Source organism: Streptomyces sp. Root1310 (assembly GCF_001426425.1).
Taxonomy (GTDB): domain Bacteria; phylum Actinomycetota; class Actinomycetes; order Streptomycetales; family Streptomycetaceae; genus Streptomyces.
The window spans coordinates 741,885-768,224 of sequence record NZ_LMEQ01000030.1 but is presented as its reverse complement, the minus strand read 5'-3'; the positions used below and the strand labels follow the sequence as shown (position 1 = coordinate 768,224).

At 69.7% G+C, this 26,340-nt stretch carries 29 protein-coding genes and 1 pseudogene; 15 read left to right on the top strand and 15 right to left on the bottom strand.

The window, feature by feature from the left end; translation table 11 throughout:
- Positions 1 to 25 precede the first annotated feature (25 nt).
- Complete coding sequence (locus tag ASD48_RS30600) at positions 26 to 892, top strand: alpha/beta hydrolase (protein WP_057604984.1); 867 nt, start codon at positions 26 to 28, stop codon at positions 890 to 892.
- A gap of 33 nt (positions 893 to 925) precedes the next feature.
- Positions 926 to 1,279: a hypothetical protein gene (locus tag ASD48_RS30595; protein WP_199876027.1), complete on the top strand. Its 354-nt coding sequence runs from the start codon at positions 926 to 928 to the stop codon at positions 1,277 to 1,279.
- 63 nt (positions 1,280 to 1,342) lie between these two features.
- On the opposite strand, the gene ASD48_RS30590 is transcribed toward ASD48_RS30595, so the two are convergent.
- A complete protein-coding gene (locus ASD48_RS30590; RefSeq protein WP_057604983.1) occupies positions 1,343 to 1,744 on the bottom strand; it encodes an SDR family NAD(P)-dependent oxidoreductase in 402 nt (133 codons plus the stop codon).
- Between the two features lie 166 nt (positions 1,745 to 1,910).
- Between ASD48_RS30590 and ASD48_RS30585 the strand changes: the two genes are divergently transcribed.
- Positions 1,911 to 2,498, top strand: coding sequence for a TetR/AcrR family transcriptional regulator (locus tag ASD48_RS30585; protein ID WP_057604982.1), 588 nt, complete (start codon positions 1,911 to 1,913; stop codon positions 2,496 to 2,498).
- 14 nt (positions 2,499 to 2,512) lie between these two features.
- Here ASD48_RS30585 and ASD48_RS44515 read toward each other — a convergent pair whose 3' ends face one another.
- Positions 2,513 to 2,671, bottom strand: a complete 159-nt coding sequence (locus ASD48_RS44515; protein ID WP_157880745.1) for a hypothetical protein — start codon at positions 2,669 to 2,671, stop codon at positions 2,513 to 2,515.
- Between the two features lie 140 nt (positions 2,672 to 2,811).
- Here ASD48_RS44515 and ASD48_RS44510 point away from each other — a divergent pair, with 140 nt between their 5' ends.
- Entirely contained in the window at positions 2,812 to 2,952 is a 141-nt protein-coding gene (locus tag ASD48_RS44510; RefSeq protein WP_157880744.1) for a hypothetical protein, read from the top strand.
- Here ASD48_RS44510 and ASD48_RS30580 read toward each other — a convergent pair.
- Positions 2,934 to 3,575: a TetR/AcrR family transcriptional regulator gene (locus tag ASD48_RS30580; protein ID WP_057604981.1), complete on the bottom strand. Its 642-nt coding sequence runs from the start codon at positions 3,573 to 3,575 to the stop codon at positions 2,934 to 2,936. The two genes, ASD48_RS44510 and ASD48_RS30580, sit on opposite strands and share 19 nt — an antisense overlap.
- Before the next feature lie 100 nt (positions 3,576 to 3,675).
- Here ASD48_RS30580 and ASD48_RS30575 point away from each other — a divergent pair, with 100 nt between their 5' ends.
- Positions 3,676 to 4,563, top strand: a complete 888-nt coding sequence (locus tag ASD48_RS30575; RefSeq protein ID WP_057604980.1) for an NmrA/HSCARG family protein — start codon at positions 3,676 to 3,678, stop codon at positions 4,561 to 4,563.
- An 86-nt stretch (positions 4,564 to 4,649) separates the two neighbouring features.
- Here the strand turns inward: ASD48_RS30575 and ASD48_RS44925 are convergent, their stop codons facing one another.
- From ASD48_RS44925 to ASD48_RS30545, 6 genes are all read right to left on the bottom strand, one after another.
- The gene (locus tag ASD48_RS44925; protein ID WP_057604979.1) at positions 4,650 to 4,850 is read right to left on the bottom strand and encodes a hypothetical protein; all 201 of its coding nucleotides are present in this window, start codon (positions 4,848 to 4,850) and stop codon (positions 4,650 to 4,652) included.
- Positions 4,851 to 5,653: 803 nt separating this feature from the next.
- Complete coding sequence (locus ASD48_RS30565; RefSeq protein WP_057604978.1) at positions 5,654 to 6,487, bottom strand: NAD(P)H-binding protein; 834 nt, start codon at positions 6,485 to 6,487, stop codon at positions 5,654 to 5,656.
- Positions 6,488 to 6,642: 155 nt separating this feature from the next.
- Complete coding sequence (locus ASD48_RS30560) at positions 6,643 to 7,563, bottom strand: RNA polymerase sigma-70 factor (RefSeq protein ID WP_057604977.1); 921 nt, start codon at positions 7,561 to 7,563, stop codon at positions 6,643 to 6,645.
- Positions 7,564 to 7,742: 179 nt separating this feature from the next.
- Positions 7,743 to 8,216, bottom strand: a complete 474-nt coding sequence (locus ASD48_RS30555; RefSeq protein WP_057605069.1) for a carboxymuconolactone decarboxylase family protein — start codon at positions 8,214 to 8,216, stop codon at positions 7,743 to 7,745.
- A gap of 848 nt (positions 8,217 to 9,064) precedes the next feature.
- Positions 9,065 to 9,436: a hypothetical protein gene (locus ASD48_RS30550; protein ID WP_057604976.1), complete on the bottom strand. Its 372-nt coding sequence runs from the start codon at positions 9,434 to 9,436 to the stop codon at positions 9,065 to 9,067.
- A 370-nt stretch (positions 9,437 to 9,806) separates the two neighbouring features.
- A complete protein-coding gene (locus ASD48_RS30545; protein ID WP_057604975.1) occupies positions 9,807 to 10,370 on the bottom strand; it encodes a tellurite resistance TerB family protein in 564 nt (187 codons plus the stop codon).
- Between the two features lie 122 nt (positions 10,371 to 10,492).
- Between ASD48_RS30545 and ASD48_RS30540 the strand changes: the two are divergent.
- Positions 10,493 to 11,046: pseudogene (locus ASD48_RS30540) on the top strand (M20/M25/M40 family metallo-hydrolase); the annotation flags it as partial.
- A gap of 234 nt (positions 11,047 to 11,280) precedes the next feature.
- On the opposite strand, the gene ASD48_RS30535 reads toward ASD48_RS30540, so the two are convergent.
- Positions 11,281 to 12,309, bottom strand: coding sequence for an SDR family oxidoreductase (locus tag ASD48_RS30535; RefSeq protein WP_057604974.1), 1,029 nt, complete (start codon positions 12,307 to 12,309; stop codon positions 11,281 to 11,283).
- A 293-nt stretch (positions 12,310 to 12,602) separates the two neighbouring features.
- On the opposite strand from ASD48_RS30535, the gene ASD48_RS30530 reads away from it, so the two are divergent.
- Positions 12,603 to 13,082: an acyltransferase domain-containing protein gene (locus ASD48_RS30530; protein WP_057604973.1), complete on the top strand. Its 480-nt coding sequence runs from the start codon at positions 12,603 to 12,605 to the stop codon at positions 13,080 to 13,082.
- Between the two features lie 254 nt (positions 13,083 to 13,336).
- Here the strand turns inward: ASD48_RS30530 and ASD48_RS30525 are convergent, their stop codons facing one another.
- The 3 genes from ASD48_RS30525 to ASD48_RS44505 form a co-directional block, all read right to left on the bottom strand.
- Positions 13,337 to 14,206: a PhzF family phenazine biosynthesis isomerase gene (locus tag ASD48_RS30525; protein ID WP_057604972.1), complete on the bottom strand. Its 870-nt coding sequence runs from the start codon at positions 14,204 to 14,206 to the stop codon at positions 13,337 to 13,339.
- A 109-nt stretch (positions 14,207 to 14,315) separates the two neighbouring features.
- The gene (locus tag ASD48_RS30520; protein WP_057605068.1) at positions 14,316 to 14,627 is read right to left on the bottom strand and encodes an EthD family reductase; all 312 of its coding nucleotides are present in this window, start codon (positions 14,625 to 14,627) and stop codon (positions 14,316 to 14,318) included.
- 78 nt (positions 14,628 to 14,705) lie between these two features.
- Positions 14,706 to 14,852 (bottom strand): hypothetical protein, encoded by a 147-nt coding sequence (locus ASD48_RS44505; RefSeq protein WP_157880743.1) that lies wholly within the window; start codon positions 14,850 to 14,852, stop codon positions 14,706 to 14,708.
- 209 nt (positions 14,853 to 15,061) lie between these two features.
- Between ASD48_RS44505 and ASD48_RS30515 the strand changes: the two genes are divergently transcribed.
- The 3 genes from ASD48_RS30515 (at position 15,062) to ASD48_RS44500 (ending at position 18,096) form a co-directional block, all read left to right on the top strand.
- Positions 15,062 to 15,964, top strand: a complete 903-nt coding sequence (locus tag ASD48_RS30515) for a LysR family transcriptional regulator (protein WP_057604971.1) — start codon at positions 15,062 to 15,064, stop codon at positions 15,962 to 15,964.
- A 247-nt stretch (positions 15,965 to 16,211) separates the two neighbouring features.
- Entirely contained in the window at positions 16,212 to 17,708 is a 1,497-nt protein-coding gene (locus ASD48_RS30510) for an NUDIX domain-containing protein (protein WP_057604970.1), read from the top strand.
- Positions 17,709 to 17,937: 229 nt separating this feature from the next.
- Positions 17,938 to 18,096: a hypothetical protein gene (locus ASD48_RS44500; protein ID WP_157880742.1), complete on the top strand. Its 159-nt coding sequence runs from the start codon at positions 17,938 to 17,940 to the stop codon at positions 18,094 to 18,096.
- A 5-nt stretch (positions 18,097 to 18,101) separates the two neighbouring features.
- Here ASD48_RS44500 and ASD48_RS30505 read toward each other — a convergent pair whose 3' ends face one another.
- A complete protein-coding gene (locus ASD48_RS30505; RefSeq protein ID WP_057604969.1) occupies positions 18,102 to 19,553 on the bottom strand; it encodes an MATE family efflux transporter in 1,452 nt (483 codons plus the stop codon).
- 110 nt (positions 19,554 to 19,663) lie between these two features.
- Between ASD48_RS30505 and ASD48_RS30500 the strand changes: the two genes are divergently transcribed.
- The 5 genes from ASD48_RS30500 to ASD48_RS44495 all read left to right on the top strand — a co-directional run bounded on the left by ASD48_RS30500 (position 19,664) and on the right by ASD48_RS44495 (position 23,662).
- Complete coding sequence (locus ASD48_RS30500) at positions 19,664 to 20,188, top strand: PadR family transcriptional regulator (RefSeq protein WP_057604968.1); 525 nt, start codon at positions 19,664 to 19,666, stop codon at positions 20,186 to 20,188.
- 373 nt (positions 20,189 to 20,561) lie between these two features.
- Entirely contained in the window at positions 20,562 to 20,891 is a 330-nt protein-coding gene (locus ASD48_RS45750; protein ID WP_242432776.1) for an NUDIX domain-containing protein, read from the top strand.
- A 306-nt stretch (positions 20,892 to 21,197) separates the two neighbouring features.
- Positions 21,198 to 21,797, top strand: a complete 600-nt coding sequence (locus ASD48_RS30490) for a snapalysin family zinc-dependent metalloprotease (RefSeq protein WP_057604967.1) — start codon at positions 21,198 to 21,200, stop codon at positions 21,795 to 21,797.
- 318 nt (positions 21,798 to 22,115) lie between these two features.
- Positions 22,116 to 22,925, top strand: a complete 810-nt coding sequence (locus tag ASD48_RS30485; RefSeq protein WP_057604966.1) for a PhzF family phenazine biosynthesis protein — start codon at positions 22,116 to 22,118, stop codon at positions 22,923 to 22,925.
- A 521-nt stretch (positions 22,926 to 23,446) separates the two neighbouring features.
- Positions 23,447 to 23,662, top strand: coding sequence for a hypothetical protein (locus ASD48_RS44495; protein ID WP_157880741.1), 216 nt, complete (start codon positions 23,447 to 23,449; stop codon positions 23,660 to 23,662).
- Between the two features lie 330 nt (positions 23,663 to 23,992).
- On the opposite strand, the gene ASD48_RS30480 is transcribed toward ASD48_RS44495, so the two are convergent.
- A complete protein-coding gene (locus ASD48_RS30480; protein ID WP_057604965.1) occupies positions 23,993 to 26,215 on the bottom strand; it encodes a PA14 domain-containing protein in 2,223 nt (740 codons plus the stop codon).
- Positions 26,216 to 26,340: the final 125 nt, after the last annotated feature.

Sequence of the window (26,340 nt, the reverse complement as noted above, 5' to 3'; positions counted from 1 at the left end):
ACAGCACACGCAAGGAGACTCCGTCATGAGCAGCACCGACACCCCGAACGAAGCCGTCATCACCTCCTACGCGAAGGCCCCGGCCCGCACCGTCAGCGCCGGTGGCGTCACCTACGCCTACCGCGAGCTGGGACCGAAGGGCGGCATCCCCGTCGTCTTCTTCGTCCACCTCGCCGCGACCCTGGACAACTGGGACCCCCGCATCATCGACCCCATCGCGAAGGGCCGTCACGTCATCGCCTTCGACAACCGCGGTGTCGGGGCGTCCACCGGTCAGGTGCCGGACAGTGTCGAGGCGATGGCCGACGACGCCTACACCTTCATCAAGGCGCTCGGGTACGACAAGATCGACGTCTTCTCCTTCTCCCTCGGCGGCATGGTCGCCCAGGCCCTGGTGGTGAAGCACCCCGAACTCGTCCGCAAGCTGGTCCTCACCGGCACCGGGCCCAAGGGCGGCAAGGACATGGACAAGGTCGCCAGAGTCACCTACTGGGACATCCTGCGCGCCACCTTGGCCCGTTCGGACCCCAAGGAGTTCCTGTTCTTCAACCGCAATGCCACCGGCAAGGCCGCCGCGCGCGCGTTCGTCAACCGGCTCAAGGAGCGCACCGTCGACCGCGACGTGGACATCAAGACCAAGGCGTTCCAGACGCAGCTGAAGGCGATCAAGAAGTGGGGGCGCTCCGCCCCCGACGACCTGTCGACGATCACGCAGCCCACCCTGATCGCCAACGGGGACAACGACCGCATGGTGCCGTCGGTCCTGTCGGAGGACCTGCACCGGCGCATCAAGGGCAGCGAGCTGATCATCTACCGCGACTCCGGGCACGGCGGCATCTTCCAGTACCACCAGGAGTTCGCCCCCGTAGCGGTCGACTTCCTGGCCCGATGACCACCACCTGACACCTCCTCGATCCTGCTGCGGGTGCGCACCGATCAGCCCCGCCAGACCGGCATTGACCACTGGAAGAGCCCGCACTCAGGGATCATCTCCGCCACCCCGGGCCTGGAGGAGTACCGGCAGATCCACCTCGCCGAGCACAACCCGGGCCTGTGGCCGGCCATCGACGGGGTCCAGACCGCAATCCCGGCAGACCGGAAGATCGACGGCGTCGCGGAAGTCACCTTCCAATCGACGCTTGCACCCCTGAAAGGGCGCAAGCAGACGAAGCTGGCATACCCCGACGAGAGCAACGTCTTCCGCCGCAACCTCCTCTACGCCGGCCCGCCGACGGGCACTACATCGGCATCGCCAACCAGCAACGCTGACACCCATTAGGTCCGTGCTGTGCAGGTCCGGGTACGCCTCGACCGGGCCGCTCAGAGCCGCCTTGACCCCTGATCAACTCGTCGGCCAGGACCTCGTCTTCTCCGGCCTCGACGGCGTCGTAGAGCCCTTCTTGGCGGCGAGGACCGGTGCGAAGGCGCGGGCGAGGAAGACTGGTCCGAAGAAGTTCGTCTCCATGTGCGCCCGGATGTTCGCCTCGGTTACGTCCAGCAGGCTCGCGCTCGGCGGGGCGCCCGCGTTGTTGACGAGCACGGTGACATCCGCCGCGGCGGCGACGGCCGCGGCGATCGACGCGCGGTCGGTGACGTCAAGGGTCTCATCGTCCCAGACGCGGGGGAAGCGGGCGGTGACGTAGACCTTGACGGCGACGCGAGCCAGGGCTTCGTGGACGAAGGGGGTGCCGCTACCGCCATTGGCGCCGGTGACGACGACTACTGCTCCATCGAGGGAGGGCATGGTTTCCCTCTTCCAAGGGGGATGCGAGGTTCATGGCTGCGCACGGGTGGAGCAACAACACGCCACCCCCCGATGGGAGAATGAGCAGAGCCACAGTCGAGCTCACACGGTATTGAGTACAATCAAAACTGATTATAGTCAGAATTTATCCCTGGAGGACACCGCCATGCCTGTCGGACGGCGCGAGCGGAACAAGCAGGAGAAACTCGACCGCATCGTCGCTGCCGCCAGTGAACTGTTCGCCAAACACGGCGTCGATGAGGTCACGACCCAGCAGATCGCCAACCAGGCCGACATCGGCACCGGGACCCTGTTCCTTTATGCCAAGACCAAGGGCGAACTCCTCCTCCTTGTCCAGAACGCCAAGTACATCGAAGCGCTCGAGCAGGGCCGGGCGGACGCCGAGACCGTCGCGGGCGTGCTGGATGCGGTGCTGGCGATCGTCCGGCCGATCGTCGAGTGCAACCGCATCCAGATCGACAACGGACGCACTTACCTGCGAGAGATGGTCTTCGGCGATCCCGAGGAGCCCCGGCACGGTGCGGCACTCGCCATCGTCGCGCAGACCGAGGAGGCCGTCGCCGCCGTGCTGCGCCGAGACGAGCGGGTAGCAGAGGACGACGCCGCGACGCTGGCACACATCGTGTCCGCCGTGATGTTCCTCAGCATGGCGGCGAGCGTGAACATCGCCTTGAGCGTCGAGGAGATCGTGCAGGACATCCACAGGCAGGTCGACGTCCTGCTGCCTCGCTGAAGCGGGGCCCAGCCTCAGGCCCGGGTGACCATCCATGTAGTCCCCGGCTGCGGCATGGCCCCACCCGCGACCTTCCGGCCGGGACGGCTGATACGTGCCGCACGGGCGTGGAAGACGTGGGCGCCGGCCGCGCCGTCGGTGACCACGACGAAGCGCGCCTGAGTTCCAGCCACTGGGCGGCGATCCCCTCGATCGTGGTGTCCGGGTAGAGCCACTCGTGCCGCATCACGGGTTCGTTCCGGCAACCACGCCCAGGCCAAGGCGTACTTCATGTTCCGTTCCACGCCTGCAGATCGGCCCCAACGTCCGCCTCATGGTTCCCAAGACCGCCGGCGGACGGTGCGTGCGCGACGTCTTCGCCCGCCTCCCGCTGATGAACGCGATCGGCGCAGTCGAACGCCTCACCCGGGCCAAGGACCCCCGCCTGCTCCCGGACTACTTCCCGGCGGCCTGACGCCACGGCTGCAGTGCCAGTTCCGTCACCTGCCGCACCCGCGTCCGCAGGCGCTCGGCGTCCGCGCCGTCGGTGCCCTCCTCGTCCATGAGTGCGTCAAGTGCCCCACTCACCGCTCCCGTTAGGGCCCCGGCGAGTGCCGCCGCGCTCACCCGGTCCAACTCGTCGGGGAACGCTACGTGCAGTTCCCGGGCGATCTCCCGCTGGGCCGCGAGCTGGACCTGCAGCGCCTTGCCCCGCACCGCCGGGACGGTGCGGAACAGCCGCATCCGCACGGCGGCCATCGGGCTCACCATGTCGGCGTCGCTCTCGGCGATGGTGTCGAGTGCCCGCAGCAGCACGTCCACCGGACCGTCGGCCGGGTCGCGGTCGGCGATCGCCGCGATCGTGGCCCGGGCCCTCGCGTCGCTGTCGGGAAAGAGGATGTCTTCCTTACCGGCGAAGTACCCGAAGAAGGTCCGGGTGCCGATCTCCGCCGCCGCCGCGATTTCCGCCACGGTCGTCTCGTCGTACCCCTGGCGTTCGAACAGTTCCGCCGCCGCGTCGATCAGCGCCTGGCGGGTGCGCGCCTGCTTCCGTTCACGCAAGGACGGCTGTGAGGTGTTGCGCTCGGGTCTGACCATGGCAAGCAGATTACCGCATTGACGGCAAACTCGCACTCAATGCAAACTTGCATCAAGTGCAGAAACCTTCCTCGAGGGTCAGACGTACAAGGAGACCGCCATGGACACGTACGACAAGACCGTTCTCGTCACCGGCGCCACCGGGAACCAGGGCGGGGCGACCGCCCGCCATCTGCTCGCCGCCGGCTGGCGCGTCCGCGCCCTCGTCCGCGACGAGACCGCTCCAGCCGCCGCCCAACTCGCCGCCGCCGGCGCCGAACTCGTCCGCGGGAACCTCGACGACCGCGCCTCCCTCGACGCGGCGATACGCGGCGCATACGGCGTCTACAGCGTCCAGTCCGACAACCCCAACGAGATCACCCAGGCAACGAACATCGCGGACGCCGCCAAGGCCGCGGGCGTGCAGCACCTGGTGTACTCCTCAGTCGGCGGCATGGAGCAGCAGAACCGCTTCTACGTCGAGCATGGCTGGGGCCCCATCGACAAGTGGCAGATCGAGCAGCACATCCACGTGCTGGGCCTGCCCTCGACAATCCTGCGTCCCGCCGGGTTCATGGAGGACTTCACCAGCCCGGCGCGGTTCTTCCAGAACGGCTCACTCAACGTGCCCTGGCACGACGAAGTGGTCATGAACCTCGTCGCCATCGACGATGTCGGTGCCTTCGCCGCGCTGGCCCTCGCGGATCCGGACACCTACGTTGGCCGGACGATGGAGATCGCCGGTGACCGGCTGACGGCACCACAGATCGCCGACGCGCTGGGCAAGGCCGCCGACCGCACCGTCCCCCGCACACAGATTCCGCTCGGGATGCTGTGGGAGCACGCCCCCGAGGTCGCGAAGGTGATGACCTGGGCGAACGAAACCTTCTACGACATCGACCTCGCACCCGTACGCAAGGCTTTCCCCAACCTCATGGACTTCGACACCTGGCTGAACCGATCGGGCAAGGCGCGACTCCTTGGACAGCTGGACTCCCAGCAGGCGTAACCGGCCACGCAGCCAAGTACACCGCTGTCTGCGAGGGGGCTTGCCGTCGACCTCCGCGTACTTTTCCAGCAGCTTCATCGCGCCCATCACCGCACGGTAGGCGGTGTTGTTGCACCTGAAGCCAGCTTCCTCAGCAGCGGCGGCAGCATCTGCCGGTAGTACGAGCTGTACGACGACCTCAGGGTGATGCGGACCTTGGCCTTGAAGCCCTTCTTGTTCGCCTTGGCCTCGGCCACCAGGTCGCGCAGCGTTTTCTCCCCGACCACCGGATACAGCGCTGTACGCACCACCTCGTCCGGCTTGCCGATCGCCGCCTCGGCGAGCTTGAAGAGGATGCCCTCCTTGCCGCGGCTTTTTCCAGCTCCGCCGTCAGCTGCCTCTCCACCCGCCGCTCGGCCCGCGCGTTGATCTTGTGGACCAGAGCCACCACCAACTCCACCAGCGCGTCCGTGATCTCCGCCTGGCGGGAGGAGCACAGCGCCGCGAGCAGCGTGATCCGTACGTCCTCGGCGGTGTCGCGGAAATCGGAGGGGTACATCTTGATCGCCCGCGCCCGCCACGAGGAACAGGAGGGCGTGGGGGGTGCCCGACGGTCAGCAGCCGCAGCGGCGGGTCGGGCGGCGAGAGGGGCCGCTCGCCGGAGTCAGTCCGCAGGGAGATGCCCTGGCAGCCTGGCTGCGACAGATCACCGCGCGCCGCGCCTACCACGCCTGGCTTTGTCCACGAGAACGAGCTCTGGTGGTGCCGCAGCCATCGGCAGTGGAGGCGTCGAAAATCAGCCCACGTCGGAGAGAGCCGGGAGCCAGTCGCCGTGCCCGCGAACTTGTACGCGCATGCGCGTTCGGCAGCGGCGACCTGCCCGCCCCGCATCGCGCTCAACTGCTCCGAGCCCTCCGGCTCAGTGACGAGGTGATCCGCGCGAGCATGGCACCTCCCTCACCCAGTCGAGGAAGCGGCCCAAGGCCAAGGCATAACGCCTGACACGGTGACTTCGTCTACACGACAGGTCAGGCAACGCTCCGCAGTGACCGGCCTGCAGATGTGCGCGGCCAGGCCACCGTCAAGCAACTGATGCAGGAGGGACGGCATTTCATCGGGTTCCTCCTGTAGTGAAGGCGGCGCGGTGGTCCTGCGCCCAGGTGGCGTACGTACGTGCCGGGCGGCCCAGCAGCCGCCGTACGGTGTCGGTGGTGGGCCCGGCTTCGCGGGCGTAGTCGGCCAGCGAGCCGAGCAGCCGGTCGGGCACCTCGTCGGGCAGTCCGGCGGCGAGCATGCCGCGGCGGATCTCGTCCGGTGCGGCCTCGACGAAGGCCAGTGACCGGTCGAGCGCCGCGCCGAGCGCGGCGACCTTCTCCGGCTGGCTCAGCGACTGCTCTCCGGTGAGCAGGTAGGTCTGACCGTGGTGGTGAGGGTGAGTCAGGGCGAGGGCGGCCACCGCGGCGATGTCCCGCTCGTCGACAGTCGAGGTCCTCGCGTGCGGGTACGCCCCCCGGACGGTCCCGGTCGCCTGGATCTGCCCGGCCCATGCCAGGGTGTTGGCGGCGAAATCGGCGCAGCGCAGGATCGTCCAGTCCAGGCCGCTTTCCTGGGCGACCTTCTCAACAGCGTGGAACTGCTGCCGGAAGCGTGTGTGCCCAGCCGGGTACTGCACGGTGACGGCGGACAGCACGACTGCTCTTGCCGCGCCCGTCTCGCGGGCGCGGGCCAACAGGTCGACAGCGGTGGATCCGGCGGCACGCGGGCTGAGCAGAATGGCCTCCACGCCGCCGAGGGTGGGAACCTTCGTGGGGTGGACGAGCTGTGTACCGGCGGGGAATTCGGCGTGCGGGTCGCGGGTGACCGCGGCGACTTTCGCTCCCCCCTCGACCAGGAGGCGGACGGTTTCCCGGCCGACGACGCCCGTGGCTCCGGTAATCAGGATCATGACTGAACCCCCAGTGGGTGTGTCGATAATCGATCTTGCGCGGTGGATGATCACGGTTCGTATCGTGGGAAGACGTCACGGGCGAGCCGTGCGCCAGGGTCATCGGCATGCGGCACTGAAACCTCCGGTCCTGCCCTGTCAGGCTGGTCGGGAGATCACCGGGTTCTACGGATCTGCTTCACTTCCTGGTCGACGGCCCAGGCGTCGGCGACCGGGCCGAGGTGGCTGAGCTTGTCGGGGTTGATGACCGCGCGGATCGTCTGGATCTGCCCGTCGAGTGTGTCGAGGGCAAGGATATGGAGGATTTTGCCGTCGCGGTCACGGAAGAGCGCGCCCGGCTGGCCGTTGACCTCGTGCGGTTCGAACGTGATGTCGATCCGGGCCATGAGCGGGTAGACGGTGGCGAGCAGTCTGGCCACCTTCTCGGCGCCGGTGACGGCCCTGGCCAGCTGCGGTGCCTTGCCACCGCCGTCCCCGATGAGCTGGGCGTCGGCGGACAGCAGCTTCTGCAGTCCGTCCACGTCTCCCTGCGTCAGTGCCTCGAAGAACCGCCTCGCCAGCTCCTGCCGCTCCTGGCGGTCCGCTTCGAACCGGGGCCGTCCCTCGCGCATGTGGCGGCGTGCCCGTACGAGCAGCTGTCGGCACGCGGCCTCCGAGCGCCCCACCGCGGCGGCGATCTCGGTGAAGCCGAAGGCGAAGACCTCCCGCAGCACGAACACCGACCGCTCGAGCGGACTGAGCCGCTCCAGGAGCAGCAGCGCCGCCATCGACACCGAGTCGGCCAGCTCCGCCGCGCGGGCCGGGTCCTCGTACGGATCCTCCAGCAGCGGCTCGGGCAACCACGGCCCGACGTACTTCTCCCGCCGCATCCGGGCGGAGCGCAGCACGTCGATCGCGATCCGGGTCACCGTGGCTGACAAGAACGCCTTGGCCGACACGGGCCGGGTTCTCGAGGCGTCGTAGCGGAGCCAGGTCTCCTGTACCGCGTCCTCCGCCTCACCCACGCTGCCCAGGATCCGGTACGCGATCGAGAACAGCAGCGGCCGCAGCTCCTCGAACTCCTCGACCTTGCCCACGCCGACTCCCCCTTTGCGGACTGCGTGCCCGGCCGGACCCGTGCCGACGAGGCATCTTTCGAAGATCATCCGATGTGTGAGCGGACCTGACAACGCCCGCGCCCGCGGACGACCTCATGGCCTTGAGCATGGCGTCCCGGTCCCGGCAGGCCTGACCCGGCCGGGGTGCGGTGGCGGGTTCAGTGGAACTGGCCAACCTGGTAATCGCCGGCCGGTTGCTGGGTGATGATGTTCAGCCGGTTCACCGTGTTCATGAACGAGACCAGCAGCACGAGGGCCGTGAGTTGCTCCTCGTCATAGTGCTGGGCGGCACGCGCCCAGACCTCGTCGCTGACCCCGGTGGCCGCGTCCGCGACCCGGGTCCCCTGCTCCGCCAATGCGAGCGCGGCGCGTTCAGCCTCGGTGAAGACCGTTGCTTCCCGCCAAGCCGCGATCAAGTTCAGCCGCACCGGGCTCTCGCCGGCCGCGGCGGCTTCCTTGGTGTGCATGTCGATGCAGACCGCGCAGCCGTTGATCTGGCTCACGCGCAGCGCTACCAACTCCTGCGTCGTAGCGGGCAGCGGCGATTCCTTCAGCACCCGGCCGACCGACATGAAGTACTTGAGCGCCTTGTCGGCGGTCGGGCTGGCGAAGTAGGTCAATCGCGCGTCCATCGTGTGCTCCTCCACGTTCGTCGATGCCTTCACCCCCGAGACGAGGCGGCCCTCACGCCTGTGACACGACGCGGTGTGACCCACGTCTCTCCGCTGACCGGACTCGGGATGTCACAGGCCGAGTCGCTGGCAGCGACCCGTTCACCGCGCTGCTCGCCGAAGAGCACGACGCGCACGTGCTGTGGCTTCCGGTGCCCGAACCGGTCAGCCCGGTCAGCCCGGTCGGCCCGACCGTGCTGACCGGAGGCCGCGTGCTCGCCGTGGCGGCAGACCATCCTCCGGCCGAGTCGCCGAGGTCTTCCAGCGACGCGGTGTGCCGCGCGCCTCCGGACAGTGTGTCCACCCGCTGGGCGAGGTCACCGCCCGCTACAACCATCCCCCGGCATCAGATGAGGTCGGCGAGCTCTTGGTCGACCATGCCGGGCAGCTCACCGGCGAGTGAAAGGTGCCCGCGTCGATCACCTCGTCGGTGATGCGGTGAGTGGTGTCCCGCAACGCGACCACCCGACGGGCATGCCCTCGGTCGGGATCCCCGACGACCGGTGTGCGGCTGGGCAGCATGCCGTTGCCCGCCCCCGGCGCACAGCCCTCATCCCTTCAGCGGAGCGCACCGGAAACGACCTGAGGCACTCCCTCGCGCCCGAAGCGATCAGCCCCTGCGGAGCTTCGGCCAAGTCGGCTACGGCGACTGCTGATCACCGAGCCCCGGCGCAGCGGCGGAGCTCGCCGCCGACAGGCGCGCCGCACTGGCGGCCTCGTCCGGGTGGCGCAGCTATAGCTATGCCGCCGGGCGGGGCCAGGGCGATCTCCCTGGCCCCGCCCGGCGGGGGGCGCTTTTCAGGTCGCCGCTACAGGACGGCGACGGTGAAGGGGAAGTCGCTGAGGTTGTTGTTGTAGTCGGTCGTCACGACGGTGATGGTGCGGGTGTAGCCGTTGCAGTTGCTGTTCGGGATGGTGGTGATCGTGGCGAGGACGGCGGCGTTGCGCAGGTCCATGGTGGGGTCGGAGACCCGCACGCAGTAGTAGCCCGCGGGCTGCCCGTTGAAGCGCTCCGATGACGCGACGTTCTTGGTGGCCAGGAGAGTTCCGTCCGCGCCAACCTTGGCGGCAGCCCGGGCATAGGGGGCGTTGAAGTCCGCCGGGGCCGCCGAGGCGGTGCCGGCCAGGACCGTCATGGAGGCGACTGCGGCGGTGACGAGGGTGAGGAGTCGAGTTCGCATGGTGCTTCCCCGTCACGCCGGTGATCTGGCGGCGGGAGGTGACGCCCCCGCCGCCACACGACCGCTACCCCGATTGGCGTGTTATAGAGGTCGCCTTCAGACCGGCCCCACCGCTGGCCGCCTACCAGGGTCGACGAGGCTTAGCGCAGGTCCCCTGAACTCGCGCGCCGGCCGGGGCCGCGGCCGCGCGGGATGAAGCGGGCCAATCTCGCGGCAGGCAGCGGCGGCGCGGGTGTTCTGAACCCTTGCCGTACAACGGCAGCACGTTCCAGGCCAAGTGCCAGCCGTACTTCGACAACGACTCGGACAGCGGCAGTCGACGCACTCCCCCTGCGTCGGCGACCGCTTCCCTGTCATAGCTGTCGAGCTGTCAGAGCTGGAACTCCGCGGGGTTCAGCCCCAGTGCCACGCAGGCCTCCTGGAGGACCATTTGCTCCGCCTGCGAGAAGTGCCCGTCGGCGCCGGCGATGACGATGCCGGTCTGGATCACCGCGCGGGCCTCGGTCGGCTTCTTGGCGGCCTTGGCGATGTCCTGCATCACCTCGGCCTTCCCCTGCGGGAAGTTACGGGTGAGCTGTTCCACGTGCTTGTGGAAGCGCTGACGCAGCTGCTCCGGCGGGAAGTTCTGCAGCACCTCGTTGCTGAGGATCATCGACTCCATCTGCTGCATCTCGGACGCGTCCACATGGCCGTCCGCCGCCGCGACCAGCGCGCACATCGCCATGCTCGCGTCCCGGTAGGCACCGCTCTTCAGCTCGGTCTTGATCGAGCCGAGCTGGTTCTTCAGCAAGCCGACCAGCTGGGCGCGGGATCCACCGTGCGAGCCCGTCCGCGAACCGCTCTGCGAACCATGCCCCCCGGTCGTGCCGCGCCCGCCCTGCGCCTGCTGCTGCAAGCTCTTGGCCTGGTCCTTGAGCCGGTCGAACAGTGCCATTGCCGTCACCTCGGTGCTCGTCTGATCGATCTCACCCCGGAAACGGCCCCGCCCCGGAAAAGGTTCCACGGCGGACCCCGGCATAGATTGCCCTCCATGACCTCCACCGCGGCCGTACCGCGCTGGACCTCACCGCCGACCTCCCGGTCCCCGACCTGGAGGACCTCTACCGGGACCTGCACCACCACCACACCGAGCTCTCCGGCCAGGCGAACCGCACGGCCGCGCAGTTCGCCGAACGGCTGGGGAAGGCGGGGTGCGACACCGCCGAGGGCATCGGCGACACCGAAGTCGCCGGGGTGCCGCAACGGGGACGGGCTCGTGGTCCTGCTGCGCGCCCACATGGACGCGCTGCCGGTCCAGGAGGCGACCGGACTGCCGTACGCCTCCGAGACCCCCGGCGTGATGCCCGCCTGCGGACACGACCTGCACGTGGCCTGGCTGACCGGCGCGGCCCAGGCGCTGGCCGCGGGGCGGGACGCCTGGTCCGGGACGCTGGTGGTGGTCGGGCAGCCCGCGAAGAGACCGGCGGCGGGGCGGCGGCGATGATGGCGGACGGGCTGTACGGTCGCGCGCCGCGCCCCGACGTGCTCGGGCAGCATGCGGCGCCCGGCCCTGTCGGGCTGTACCCCACGTTCCCGGGCTGATCATGTCGGCCACCACCGACGTCGACATCAGGTGCACAGGCGCGGCGGGAACGGGCCGCGGCCGGAGACCCGCACCGACTCCCACAGCGGCCGTACGGCAGGCCGTACGGCAGACACGAGCGTGCCGCACCATCCGAAGTGCACGAGCTGTTCGCCGCCGATCTCATGCGATCGTGTACTTGACTACCGCGCTATCTGATCCGGTCCGGCGGCCCTGGACCCGCGCCCACCGATACCCCCGGCCGTCGTTGGGCGCCGGGCGCTCAGCCCACCTTGCGCCCCCGCATCGGCTCGGTGGCCTCGCCCTCACCGGCCCGCAGGCCCAGGAGGAACTCCTCCAGCACCTCCGGCGCCGTGTGCTGCGGATGCCAGCCCAGCTCGACACGGGCACGCGTGCAGTCCATCAGCGGGAGCCTGAGCACCGCGTCGAAGAGGTGCGGGGAGGCCGGGAGGAGGCGCAGTCCCCAGGCGGCGGCAATAGCCGAGCGGGCCGCCGTCCGGGGCAGGCGCACCGGGCGGGCGTCGAACATCTCGCCGAGCAGCTCCGCGTCGAGGGCCGGCTCGGCGGCCAGGTTGAAGGGGCCGCGCACCTCGGTACGCAGCGCGAGCCGGTACGCCTCGGCCGCGTCGTCGGTGTGCAGTGCCTGGACGCGCAGTCCCGGAATGTCCGGCAGGAACGGCAGCAGTTCGGGGCGGGCAATCGGGCCGGGCAGGAACCGGCCGCCGAAGATGCGCCGCTGTTCGCTCGCCGACTGCCGCTTGAACAGGAACGCCGGCCGCATCCGCACCACCCGGATCCCGGGATGGTCGCGCTCGAAGGTGTCCAGGGTCCGCTCGAGGTAGGCCTTCTCCCGGCAGTAGGCGGCGTCCGGCCAGCCGTGCGTGGGCCAGGACTCGTCCACCGCGTGGTCCTTCGGTCCCGGCGAGTACGCGCCCACCGAGGACGCGTGCACGAGGACGGGCACCCGCGCGGCGGCCACGGCCTCGAAGACCCGGATGCTGCCCAGGACGTTCGTACGCCAGGTCGCCGCCGGATCGTGTGTGGGCTGGAACGCCCAGGCCAGGTGCACGACCGCGTCCGCGTCGACGAATGCAGCGGCGAGATCGGACCGTTCCGAGGCCAGGTCGACGACCGTCCACTCGGTCTTCCGCGGTGACCAGTCCGGGATCCGCCGGGACAGACCCCTTACCGAGGCCACGTCCGGGTCCTCCGACAGAAGCCGCACCACGCTGGTGCCGACATTTCCGGTGGCACCCGTGACGACGACCTTGCTGCCCGTTGCGCTGCTCACCCTCGGCTCCTCTCGCCGGTCCTCACAGGGACCCGCCGAGTACCCCGGCCTCGCCGGGCGCACGCGGGGAGCTCCCGGTGCGCCGGCCTTCGCGGCCAGGCCGCGAAGATGCGGCGAAGTCGGCGCCCGCACCTGGATGGCCGCGCCCAGCTCCCGAGGTCTTGAAGCCCCCGCTGTCGAGCACGTTTGCTGCGCGTGCCCCAGCGATCCACCGTGGCGGGTGGCACCGGCAGCCGCTGTACGACGGCCGCTTGCGGGACTCGGAGCCGTCATGATCTACGATTATCGTCGTTATGACGATAAATGAGAGTGCGGACGCCGCCGAGGTCCAGGCAGCCCTGGGACTGGGCGAGGACCACCGTGAATGGACGGAGGCCCTGGAGCGCACCCCCGTCGACGCCACTGGGGTCGAATTCCCGGCCGGGCAGCACCTGACCTCCCTGCTGGCGCAGCTGAAAGCGCCGGCCGCGGATCAGGCGGAGATCGCCGAGGCGGCGGACAAGGCCACCGAGCCCGGCACGCCCTGGCGCTGGCTCCTGGTGCGCACGGTCGCGGCCCTGCGCGCCACGATGGGCCTCGACACCCCCATGCCTGCCCGCCCCGCCCTCACCGACCACGGCCCGACCGGCCGATGGCTCACGCTGCTGGCCTGCCTCGCCGTCGTACCCGATGTCCGCGCCCTGCACGAGACGATGGAGGTGGATCTGCTGGCGCCCTCGGGCTGCGACGGGCGCGAGTCCGCTCCTACGCGGTCCGCGCCGACGACCGGCTGACGGCTGACGGCTGACGGCTGACGGCTGACGGCTGACGGCTGACGGCTGACGGCTGACGGCTGACGGTGCCCGTGGGCGCTGTACGAGGTCTGCGGCGACCGACACTTGCTCGCCAAGAACGGGGACGCAATGGTCCGCTCGGTCGAGTGGACACTAAACACAGCCCGCACCGCTCGCCCCCCCCTCCCCGATAGCCTGCTCTACCGAGCCCTTGGCACACGAGGAGTACATCTGGGGCGGCTCCCGTCGTCGCCTCAGTGTCCGTCGCGGACCACCGCCAACCCGCCGACCCGGGTCGTGATGCCCGCCGGCCCGCGTCGGGCCGAAGCAAGGACGCTGGCCGGTCGACCGAGGGCGTCGCCCTGCTCCACCTCGATCGCGACCGTCTGCGCTCCTGTCGTGTCGAGCAGGTGGGCGGCCAGGCAGCCGGTGCTGTTGGCGTTGGCGACGTCCTCGTCGACACCGATCGCCGGTGCGAACATCCGCGCCGCACCCGGTCGGTCGCCCGCCGGCGGTACGTACACGAAACAGCCGAGGAGCCCGTACCGCCGGCACGCCGCTGTCAGCCTGCCGAGGTGTGGGTGGACTCGGAGCAGCGCCGACCTGTCGTGGACCGGTACCAGCATGCGTGGTGCGCCGGGCGCGGCGATCCGTGGCGCGTCGGTCGGATGCGGGTCGTCCGCGGTGAGCCCGAGCGCGGCGACGATCGCGGCGCGCTCGTCCGGTGCCGGATGACGCAGCGCGACGAGGCCCTGGTCGAACCACACCTCGATACCGGCGGGGCTGCGGATCGCGACGGTGTCGAACGTGCGTCCGCCGGTGTGCTGGCTGTCGTTCAGCTCGCCCAGCGCGGTGCGGGTCAACCGGACGGCCTGCGCGGCGACGGTGCCGTGGCCGCAGCCGGACAGTTCGGCGGTTGCGGTGAAGAACCGGACCGGCCAGCCACCGTCCGGCGTCCGCCCCGGGCCGAGGAACGCCGCGTGCGAGGTGCCGGACGCAGCAGCGACCGCACGCCTGTCCGCGTCCGTCGCCGCCGGGTCGTCGTCGGTGACGGCCGTGGGGCTACCGCCCCGGCCGTCGCGCCGCACGCACGCATCAACCACCGTGACATCCGGCCAGGACATAGGCCCACCCTTGACGCTCAACGAACCGGCAACCGCGAACGGCGTCCGCCGATAGCCGGGCCTGGCCGCCACGGCTGACCGAACGCGTCCCGGAGCGTACCGGCCTGCCTCAGCCGGTGCCGTCCTGCACCGGATAGTGGATGATGACAGCACCGCCGGTGGCGTAGTTGCTGACATCGGCGGCCACTCGCTGGCCCTGCGGCGACGCCCGCGCCGCGGCCATGGCGGCGGCGTCAGCGAATTCACCTTCGAAGACCGCGAAATACGGCGCTTCTCCCGTGGTCGCCGCCACGTCGAAGCTGTAGCGCCACGCAAGCAGACCGGGCCAATCCATGACCAGTGGAAGGTGGTTGGTCACGTAGTAGTCGCGGAAGTGGTCAGGGTCGGCGGGCTTGGGATACAGGACCACCAACTTATGCATGACGACCTCTGTCCAGAGATGAGACCGGAACACTCCGGGTTACCTGGGAGCTCCTGCTAAGAACTGTCGCCGACCCAGCTAAGTGCGGAGCATCGCGATCCGGGTGAGGACGGAGGTGGTTTCGAGGAGCGCGTGGGAATCGGTGGCCAGCCACAGCGGGAGGTCGCCGACGAAGGCGACGACATCGGGGAGGGCCCGGGTGGGGCGGATCGCGCCAGAATCCATGGTCGAGCTCAGCGGGCTCGGTGGCCGCGGCCTTCGCGAGAGCCGTGAGGGCGGACTCGAAATCGGGGGTGTGCGTGAGTGCGATGTCCCGTACTGCTGACGTCAGTTGCATCGTCATACACGCAGATTAGGGCTTGATGGGCGGTCGAGGGAAAGACCGGTACGGCATAGGCTCAGAACGGATCGCTATCAATCGGCAGGGAGGGCACGTGGCGCCGGATACGGTGAGCCTGCGGTACTTCCTGGTGCTGGCCCAGGAGTTGAACTTCACCCGCGCGGCCGCACGCATCGGTATCGCACAGCCCGCACTCAGCGCCCGGATGCGCCGATTGGAGGCGGAACTCGGTACGGCCCTGCTGGTCCGCGACACGCGTAGCGTCGTATTGACCACGGCCGGTGCGGCCTTGGCGGAGTCCGCGCCGCCCGCGCTGGCGGCGCTGGACCGGGCATGGGACACCGCCCGGAGCGCGGCGGCCGGTGAACTGGGCACGCTGCGCATCGGATACAGCCTCAGCACCGGGGCCGAGACGGCGCCGGCCTTGGTGGACAGGCTGATTCGCGGCAACGGCGGACTCGAGGTCGGCGCGGTCCCGATGGCGACACCGGAGATCTCCCCCGCGGTCGCCGACGGCCGCATCGACGCCGGGATCACCCGCGGTGAACAGCCGGGCCGTGGCGTGCGCCGGTTCCTGCTGCGGCGTGAGCGCGTCGGGGTCCAGCTGGCGCAGCACCATCCGCTGGCCGAACACCCGGAGATCGAGATCGCCGACGCGGCCGCGTATCCGCTGCGACTCCCGGACCGTGCAGCCAACCCCGTGATCCATGATCAGCTGTCCGCCTTGTTCCGAGACATCCGACCACACCCCAAATTCCACACGCCCGCAGTCTCATTCGACATGTCTCAGCGCGACCTGTGCGACCGGGTCACCCTCGCCCCGGCCGGAGAAGCCGCGGTCACGGCATCACCGGCCGGTCTCACCTGGCGACCGCTGCGGGGCGCGCCCAGTCTGACGATCCACCTGGTCCTCCCACGCGAGCAGTCGCCACTACACCGCCGCGTCCGTGCCGTCGCCAAAGCCCTGTCGCACGAGCTGCACTGGCTGCCGAACTGACGCGCAAGAGGTCAGGCGAGACGGACGTCTGCGGTGGCGAGGCCGAAGACCCTGCGCCGTGCGGCCGCGGCGACGGCGGACTTGTGTTCGGTCGGCGCGAACCGGGCCACCGCGTCACAGCATGCGAGCGGTGGGTCTGCCCACCGCGCGCCCCGCCGCCCTCGAAGGGATCCCGGCGGAGGGGATGCGGCTGAGCTGACCTCCCCACCTCGACTCGTCCCGCTCCACGCACCTCTGAGGTAGCCCTATGCCGCTATCGCTCCACCACGTCCGCACCACCGTCGAAACCTACCTCGCTCGCCACCCTTACGAGCGCGAGCAGCTCGGCGCCCTCCTGGACGCCCTCGAACGTTCCACCGACATCGCCAGCCGCTCCACCTTCACCGGACACGTCACCTGCGGCGCGGTCGTCATCGACACGCGCGGCCACGTCCTGCACGTGCTGCATCTGGCGAGCGGGAAGGTACTCGCCCCTGGCGGACACCCCGAGCCCGCAGACGAGTCCTTTGCCGGGGCGGCGCTGCGGGAGCTGCACGAGGAGACCGGGATCCCGGCTGAGGCTGTGGCACCGTGGCCCGGCTACGAGGCCGTGCCGTTCGACATCGGCATCGGTATCCAAAACATCGACGCCCATCCCGGCAAAAGCGAACCCGGCCACCAGCACTTCGACCTCCGGTTCCTCTTCCGCCTGCACCCCGCAACAGCGGTGCCAGTGGTGCTGCAGGCGGAAGAGGTCGGCGGCATCGAATGGCGACCCGTGGACAGGGTGACCTCCCCCTCACTGCGCGCGAAGCTGCTCAAGCTCACGCCGCGGACCGAGCCGCAGACCGCCAACGCCTCCGCCCTGATCTACAACGACCGCGGCGAGTACCTGCTCCACCTGCGTGACTACTTCCCCGGCCGGATCTGGGAGCCGGGCATGTGGTCCCTGCTGGGGGGCGGCCGGGAGCCCCAGGACGCCACCCTGGAACACACCGTGCGGCGCGAACTGGCCGAGGAAGCCGGCCTCGACCTCGCCGACCTGACCCCGCTCGGCACCGAGTACGCCTCCGATGACGCCGGCGCGAGCGTGCCCATCGCCATCTACGCCGGCCAGTGGAACGGCGATCCCCGCGACCTCCGTCTGACGGAAGGGGTGATGCTGGCCTGGTTCGCCCCCGGCGACCTCCACCGCCTGCGTATCGCAGACACCACGTGCGACCTCGTACGGCGCCACGCCGCCAGCCGCCCGGCCAACGCGTCCAGCATTGCGTCGCAAAGTGGGCTCGCATCGAACGAGGAGTGCCGCCCAGCTTCGCCGCACGGCACGGTCCTCAACGTCATCGGCGTCCACCTCTACCTGGAGCGGCCCGACGGGACGGTGCTGCTCGGACTGCGCCACCCCGACTCCGAGTTCGCACCGTCCACCTGGCACGTCCTGGCCGGTCACTGTGAGCAGGAGAGCGCTGTCACCTGCCTGATCAGGGAGGCGCGAGAGGAAGCCGGCCTGCGCATCGAGCGCCAGGACGTCGAACTCGTCCACGTCGTCCACCACATCGACACGGCCGGGGACCGGCCCCGCATGGGCCTGTTCTTCCGCGCCCGGACCTGGAGCGGCGAGCCGGAACTGCGCGAGCCGGACAAGTGCACCCGGTGGAGGTTCTGGGATCCGGCCGCGCTCCCCGACAATCTCGTTCCCTACACCCGAGTGGCCATCGAGGGCATCCGTGCCGGCCGCCTCTACTCCGAAACGGGCTGGGCATGACCACGGCCGCGCCCCCGCACCCGGACCTCCCGCCCGAGGAAGTGCGACAGCTCGCCGAGCAGGCGGTGGGGCGCATCGTCACCTGAACAGACGCCTCCTGGGACCGCGACAGCAGCCGGGTAGGCGGGCCGACGGAGCACAAGAAGGGATCTGGTACGTCATCCACCAGATCGGCGCCCTGGCCGCGGCCATCCACCGCAGCGCAGCACCGCTCCCCGCGGAGGAAGGAGTGCCCGCGCTCGCGAAGGTCGAGCGGCGCCTGCAAGCAGCCCGCCCCAACCTGCAACCGGGAGTCGAGGAGTTCATCCGCCAGGTCGTGGCGCGCGCCGAAGATGTTCCGCCCCTGGACCGCGTGCCGACATACGCGGACTTCCAACTGCTTGAATAGGCAGGTCAGTTGTCGGGTGAAGGGCTGTCGGGTTGTGCGACGGCGATCTGCAGCCGACTGTTGTCGCAGTCTGTGACTGTCGGATGTTCCGTGCGCCCATACATCCTGGCGATGGCTGCGCACTGAAGTGCCATGGCCAGCGCCATGGCCAGACAGATTCCGGGCAGCCCCGAACCCGACAGGCTGTATGCAAGTGCGAGTTGGAGTGCCACGCCGCACACCGTTACCCGCGCAAGGGCGGCGCTGCCACCGCTGCCCTCGAACACGCCGCCCAGCGCGATGAAGCAAGCGAGAAGGACCAAGTACGGTCCCAGGCAGCGCAGATAGAGCGCCCCCGCCTCGGCCACCTCTCCCTCGCTGCCGAATGCACGCATGATCCACGGCCCGGCTGCTAGCAGTATGAGCAGAGCCGTGAAGCCCAGCGATCCGGCGAGGAGCAACACCTGCCGTCCGATGGCCCGTCGCTCGTCGCGCCCGGCACCGAGTAGATGGGCGGTGCGGATGGCGGCAGCCTGGCGTACCGCGTAGAAGGCCATGGTCGCGACGTACATCGCCTTCGTCGCGATCCCGTACGCGGCGACCTCGCTGACGCCGATCCGGGCGACGATGGCGACAAGTGCGAGCGCCCCCGCCATTCGTACGACGAAGTCGGCCGACATGGGAAGCCCGGTCGCAGCGGTCCTGCGCGCATCGGCGCTGAGCGAACCGGCGCGGTTCGGGGCCGCCTGGGCTGCCTGGGCCGCCTGGGCCGCCTGGGCCGCCTGGGCTGCCTGGGCTGCCTGGGCTGCCTGGGCTGCCTGGGCTGCCTGCCGCAGTACGCCGTTGCGGCGCAGCGCCACAAGGCCGCAGGCGAGCGCGACTGTCCGGCCCAGCACTGTGGCGATCGCTGCCCCACGCACCCCGAGGTCGAATCCCAGGATGAACAGGGGGTCCAGCCCGAGAATCAGGCCGTTCGCGAGGATCGCCAGCTTCATTGGGGTGCGGGTGTCGCCCGCGCCTTTGAGGATGCCGTCCACGACGTTGGTGGCGAAGAACACCGCGATTCCCGGCAATGCGATTGCGAAATAGCCAGTGGCGAGGGGCAGCGAGTCGCCGCCGCTGCCGCCGAGAACGAGGTGGGCGAGCGGTTCGCGGCACAGGTATCCACCGATCGCGACCAGGGGCGTGACGAGTGCCCACAGGACCCATCCGCCCCGCACGGCGGATCGCATCGCTGCCAAATCCCCCGCTCCTCTGGCTCGTGCGACGAGCACAGTCGTGCCCGAGCCGGCGACCAGGATGACGCCTAGCAGCAGGTTCTCGACATTCGTGGCAACAGCCACCGCGGCAACGGCGCTCCCGCCGAGCCGGGCCACCCAGACCATGTTGATGATCCCGGCCGTGACCCCCGCGAGTAGCTCGAAGTAGACCGGATACGCGAGCGACACCAGCCCGCGTCGGTGTTCTGCTGCCCCCATGACCGCACCCCTCTTTTCGCTGTACCTCTAATCGAGGTACAGCGAAAAGAGATAGCATGGCAGGACGGGACGGGCAAGCGCGCCGACAGGCACAGGAAGGAGCTCGGGGCATGCTGGAGCTGTCGATTCTGGGTTTCCTCTTCGAGGAGTCTCTGCACGGATACGAGGTGAAAGCCCGCATCCAGGGCCTCAGTGGTCACATCCGCCCAGTAAGTGACGGAGCGCTCTATCCGGCTATCTCCCGGCTCGTGAAAGCGGGTCTGGTCGAGCAGCACACCGAGCCTGGAAGCGGTGCCGCACCCCGTCGGATCCTGTCCCTCACCGAGGCGGGCCGCACCGAACTGTTGGCCCGATTGCGGCGCCCGAAGGAGGCCGAAATCACTGATGGGCAGCGCTTCTTCACTCTGCTTGCCTTCCTGCACCATCTCCCGGACCGTGCCGAGCAGGCGGCGGTGCTGCGTCGGCGGCAGACCTTCCTCAACATCCCGGCGAGCTTCTTCTACCACGATGGCAAGCCCGTGCGAGCCGAGGAAGCGCCCAGCCTCTTCCAGCAGGGCATGCTGCGCATCGCTCGCGCCACCGGCACCGAGGAAAAGAAGTGGCTGGCCGAGGCCCTCGAAAGCCTGGAAGGTTGAACACGGGCCGAGGGAGGCGCTACCCCGCCGGCAGTCCGTTGTCACCCCGCGCCACCATGGGAGCAGGCCGCAAGACGATCGAAGTGAATGTGGCCACCCCGCAGAAGCGCGCCGTCACAGTCGTTGACACGGTCGTCTTCCACGACCGGGACACCGGGCGGGAACTCGACGTCATCGTGAAGCGGATCGTCCCGTACCACTCCTTCGAGGATCCGCTCAGCTCGGAGGACACCGTGCGCATCGACCCGGACCGGCCGCCTGGCCCTCGCATTCGACCACCGCCCTGTCCGGCCCGACCGCCCCATGCCGATGACGCCCAAGCAGTACGCGCAGACCGTCCCCCAAGTACGCGCAGACCCTCCCCCACCACACGGTGTACGGCTTCCTGTACATCCGCGACGAATACGACCGGCCGGTCCAGCTCCGCTCGCTCTACGGCTTGAGATCGAGACTCTGGCAGATTCCCGGCGGCAACCTGGACACCCCAGGCGAGGACCCGCTGCAGACCGTACGGCGAGAGGCGGTCGAGGAGACGGGCCTCGAACTCGGTCTGGACACGCCGAAGCTGCTCCTGACTCACTTCCTTCACGCTGGGCCGTGCCTGCCGTTGAACAAGGTGGGGCTCATCTTCGACGGAGGCCGGCTGACCGCCGGCCAGCTCGGCCGGTGTGAGGGCCCCGCCTACCTGATCACTCACGCCTGATCCCCAACACCCTCACCCAGGGGCCACCGTGCCCGCCGAGGACACCAACACCCACTCCGGCAGTCTGAACCGCTCGGCCGCGGCCGCGGTGTTCGGTGGCCGGCCGGGCAATTTCGCCTTGCGGACTGGATTCTGACGGATATTCGTCATGGCAGGTACATGGCAGACCGGGCTCGTAGGGCATACCATCGCAACGCCCCGGAGGGCGGTCGACGGTGCGTCCGGCCCCACCGGACGCCCCCTACCGCTCCTTCGCGTACCCGGCCCCGCCGGGGCCGGATTCCCCCCACGGATGAAGGAGCAGCAATGCCCCTCGGCACTTGGTTCAAGGCAGGCACTTCCGCCGCAGCGCTCGTCCTCGCCATGGCGGGCGCCGCGACCGCCGCCCCCGCTCCCGCTCCCGCTCCCGCTCCCGCGAGTGAATCGTCCGCCGCGCAGGCGGCAGCGGTCACCCTTCGCTACGACGACAGTCGCGCCGGAGGCTGGGAAGCCGCGATCGCGGCCGGAGTCGCCTCATGGAACGCGAACGTGAGCAACGTCCATCTGGTGGAAGCGGCGCCCGGCGCCGTGGCCGAGATCGTGATCGTCGCCACCACAGGCTGGCCGCAGGCCACGCTCGGCCCCGTTCGTCCGGGCCGTCAGGTCCGCGTCGAGCTCGGCAGCCAGGCCGTGGACCAGGGCTACGACAAGACCCGGATCGCCGCTCACGAGTTGGGTCACAGTCTCGGCCTGCCCGACACCAAGCCCGGCCCCTGCTCACAGCTGATGTCAGGATCGAGCGCCGGCACGGCCTGCACCAACGCCACACCGAACGCCACCGAGCGCTCCCGCGTACAGTCCGCCTACGCAAGCGGAATCGCCGCGCTCGTGCCCACTGACGGCCGGATCCTCATCGACGCGCCCTGACCACACGGCCGTCAAGCGGACGTGCCCCCGGGTATCTCGTCGAGATCCCCGGGGACGCAGTCCCCCACACTGTCGCGCGGTTCGCGGAAACGACGCTAGCGATGAGGTCGCAGCAAGAAGGTCGTCGACCGGCCCCGGATCCACAGGGCGGCCTTCTCCACTGCCTTCAGTCTGCCCGCGATGCCCTGCGGCGCCGGAACGCGTAGTTCCGGACCGGAACCTGCGGCCCACGACCCCCCTCCCCCATCCCTCCCCATCGGTCCACCTCCCCGCGATTGGCCTTGTCGCGTAGGTCCACCCGGCGGCTAGCTTCGCCCCATGCGCATCCGAATCGTCGACGCCTTCACCGACCGCCCCTTCGCCGGCAACCCCGCCGGGGTCCTGCTCCTCGACTCCTTCCCCGACGAAGCCTGGCTCCAGAGCGTGGCCCTTGAGGTCAATCACGCCGAGACGGCGTTCACCCGGCGCCTTCCCCCAGGCGGCGGGGCGGACTGGGCCCTGCGCTGGTTCACGCCCACCACCGAAGTACCTATGTGCGGACACGCGACGCTGGCGACCGCGCACATCCTGCACACCACGGGCGCCCACGAAGGGCCGGTGCGGTTCGCCACGCTCAGCGGTGTCCTCATCGCCACTGCCGACGAAGACGGTTCGATCACACTGGACTTCCCTACCGCGCCGCTGATCCCTGTCACCGTCCCGGACGAAGTCACCGAAGCGCTGGGCGCCGAACCACTGACGGCCCACGACACGGGCCCGAACGTCGGCAACCTGGTGATCGAGGTCGCCGACGAGAAGACGGTCCGCGGACTCACCCCCGACCACGCGGCCCTCGCGCGGTACGCGCGGCACGGCATCATCGCGACCGCCCGCGCCGAAGACCCCTCCCGGGGCTACGACTTCGTCTCACGCTGCTTCTTCCCGAACATCGGCATCGACGAGGACCCCGTCACCGGTGGCGCCCACACGGCGCTCGCCCCCTACTGGTCCGAGCGCCTCGGCCGCCCCAGCCTCACCGGCCTCCAGGCCTCCCCGCGCTCCGGTCTCGTCCGCACCGAACTGCGCGGCGACCGTACCCTCCTCACCGGCCGCGCAGTCACGGTCATCGACGGCGAACTGCTCGTGTAGAAGTCGGTGGCCTGGCACTGTTCGCCGAAGAAGAGCCAGTTGGGGGCCGGTGTGGCCGCGGACCTCACGGCCATACCGACGCGTAGAGCACACGAGCCGGCCGCTCATTCACCTGCACCATCCGGCAGGACAGCGTGGGCCATGCCGTCTACGGTCGCTGTGGCCCGCCTGGGCGGCTGAGGCGGGCCGAGCGCCGCAGGTGCACGGGCGAGAGCGCGGCGCCCACGAGGAACCGGAACGCCGCCGGCGTGGAGCCGAACGGGTAGTCCCCCCGTCAGCCCCCGATGCCAGGACACCGAGGCCCCGTCAGTTCCGCGCGGGCACCGAACGCGGTGCGAGCAATGCGCAAGGGCAGTGGCTGCCCGGCCCTCCGGGAGGTCAGGAGGCAGGCGGCTGCCGGAGTGCCCTACCTGAATCCCACCGGCCGTTGCGGGGTACGGGATCGCTGCCGAAACGGTCAGCAACGTGACCGCAGGCGCGAGGCAAGATTCACTGTCCTGACCTGAACGGGAGAAAGACTCATGCCTGACGACGGCAACATGATCGGCGAAGGAAACCCGGTGGGCGAGGCCACCGCTGCCATGGGGCTGTGGATGGCTCTTGCGGGGGCGGTCTCCTTGGTCGTCATCGGTGTCGTCGCCTTGGTCGCGGGCATGTCGGCGGGACTCTGGATCAGCGTGGCGGGCCTGCTCTGCACCCTGGCTGTCGGGGCCTCCCTCTATTTCCGTCGGCGCTGACGACCATGACTTCGCAGGACGGGGAACCCCACCGGGCTCCAGTCCTCCGAGGTCGACGACGAGGCCCTATCAGTGGCACTCGGGGGAGAGTTCAGGCCATGCGTGCCATACGCATGTGGCGCCTCGGACTGAACGGTCGCGCTGCGGGGAGATGCTCGGGCCCCTTCATCGCTGCCGACCGCCACTGCGGGCCGTGACGAAGTCGACGCCGCGCGCCGGGTCCGGACGAAGCCGTCACCCTGACCGCACTGCCGCCCTCCGACGCGAAGGCCCCGCCGTCCGCAGGCATGAGGCGTCCGGACGACGGGGCCGAGGGATCGAGCGGGGGCGTCAGGGTGCCATCATCGATATCCCGAACGGCGTTGCCTGCGGGGCCGATTCGGTGCCGTCGGCGGCCACGGCGGTGACGACGTAGTAGTAGTACGCCCGTGCCAGACCGGGATCCTTGTACGTCAGTGCCGTCACGCCCGTGGCGATGCGGCGCTCAGGGGTGAAGACGTCCGCGCTGGACGTGGACCGGTAGACGTTGTACGAGACGGTCGCACCCTGGTCGCACGTTCCGACCTGCCAGTTGAGCTGGGCGTAGTCCGCGCCCCTGCCGCCTCCGGTGATCCGGGGGGTGGGCGGTCCGGTCAGGACCGGGCAGGGCACGGTGACCGCGGCCATCGGCGAGTAGTCGGACCACTGGCTGTGGGTACTGACGACGCGCACCACGTAGTACCAGGAATTGCCGGCGGGCACGTCCACGTTCGTGAACGTCGTCCCGGTGATGAGCGGGGAGACCGAGTAGGCCGTCGTCGGGTCCGTGACGGTCGTGCGGTAGACGTAGTAGCCGGCCACGTCGGTCGACGTGCTCGGGGTCCACTCCACCTTGACGTTGCCGTTGTCGGCCGTCGCGGTCACCGAGGCGGGCGCGGCCGGCTTCTCGTAGACCGGCAGGCGCTTGCCGTAGACGGTGCCGTAGCCGGGCTCGGGCAGGGGGGAGACGTTGCCGGCGCCGTCGACGGCGCGGACGGTGTAACCGAACTGGACGTCGGGCGCGGTGCTGGTGTCCAGGTACGTGCCGTCCCGCACCACGGCGATCTGCTCCCACGCGCCGAACATCGTCTTGCGCATGACCAGATAGTGGTCCGTGTCGTCGGTGTTGGGCGTCCAGACGAGGTGCACACCGTCCGTGGCGTCCCAGGCGTCCAGGCCGTACGGCATGTGCGGCGGGGTGACGTCGCGGATTCGGGTGGCCGAGGCAGTCGTGGACGGGTCCGACTCCGTGCCGAGTGTCGTGACCGTCCTGACCTGGTAGTAGCGCGCCTCGCCGACGGGCGCCGCGTGGTCGTCGTAGCTGGTGCCGGCGACCGGCGTGTCGGTCAACCGGGTCCACGGGCCGGCGGCCGAGTCGGCGCCGTAGACGTGGAATTGGTGGGACGCGTCACCGTCGTACTGCCAGCCGACGGTGTTGCGGTCGAGCCGGCCGGTGGCGGAGACGGCCGTCGGCGGCAGCGGCTTGGCCTCGGCGGCGTCGAGCCGGACGGGCGCGGAGTACGCGGAGGCGTTGCCGGCACCGTCCTTGGCCCGCACGCGGTAGTAGTAGGTCGTGCCGACGGCGGCGGCCGGGTCGGTCAGGGCTGCGCCCTGAAGGGGCGCGCCGACCGGGGCGAACGGCCCCTCGGGCGCGACGGCCCGCTGCACCTCGTAGGAGCTCGCCCCGCTCGCCGGGGACCAGGCGAGCCGGGCGCCGGCGGACGGGTCGTACGTGGCCGTGAGCCCGGTAGGCACGGCGGGGGCCGTCCTGTCGGCGCTGACGACGCTCGTCACCGCGGACAGCGGGGAGACGTTGCCGGAGCGGTCGACGGCGCGGAGGGCGTACTCGTAGGCGGCGCCGGTCGCCGGGGGCGCTTCGTTGAAGGTGGTGCCCGTGATCAGAGTGGAGTTGCGCAGGCTCCAGCTGCTGGTGCCGGCGACGCGGCGGTAGACGCGGTAACCGGCCATGTCCATCTCGTAGTTGCGGGACCAGGTCAGGGTCGTCTTCAGTGTGGACGCCGAGAAACTGGACTTCACGCCGACCGGGGATAGGGGGACGGTCTTGTCGTACGTGGCGCCGATGACCGGCGCGTAGGAGAAGGAGATGTTGGCGGTGCCGGTGAAGGCGGCGAAGTCCACGCGCAGGGTGTGGGACCCACGCGGGATGGTGAGGCGTACGGTCTTCCGCTGGGTCGAAGTGACGTTTCGCCACAGGTCGATCTTGCGGGAGCCGTCGAGGTAGACGCGGGCACCGTCCTGGACGGCGAGGCTCAGGTCGAAGGGGCCTCCGGAGCCGAAGTTGCGGGTGGTGGTCCAGCGGACGCCGAAGTTGTCGTTCGGCAGGGTCACGCCGGACGGGTCGCCGGAGCCGTAGTTCTCGGCGACGGCGCTGTCGCAGACGGTGGCCTTCGGAGTGCCGGAGAGGGTGGTGTTGGCGTAGTACTGGGCCTTCCACACGCCGGCCGAGCAGGTCACGGCCGCATGCGCGGTCGTGGGGAAGGCGAGCCCGGCCAGGGCTGTTGCCAAGGAGAGCACGGCCGCACCACCTGTACGGCGCGTCGTGCCGAGAGATATTCGCATCTACGGATGCTCACTCTTTCGATGAGGAGATGAGGACAAGACGTGTATGCCGCCCCAATAGTGCCATTCGAAAGATCACT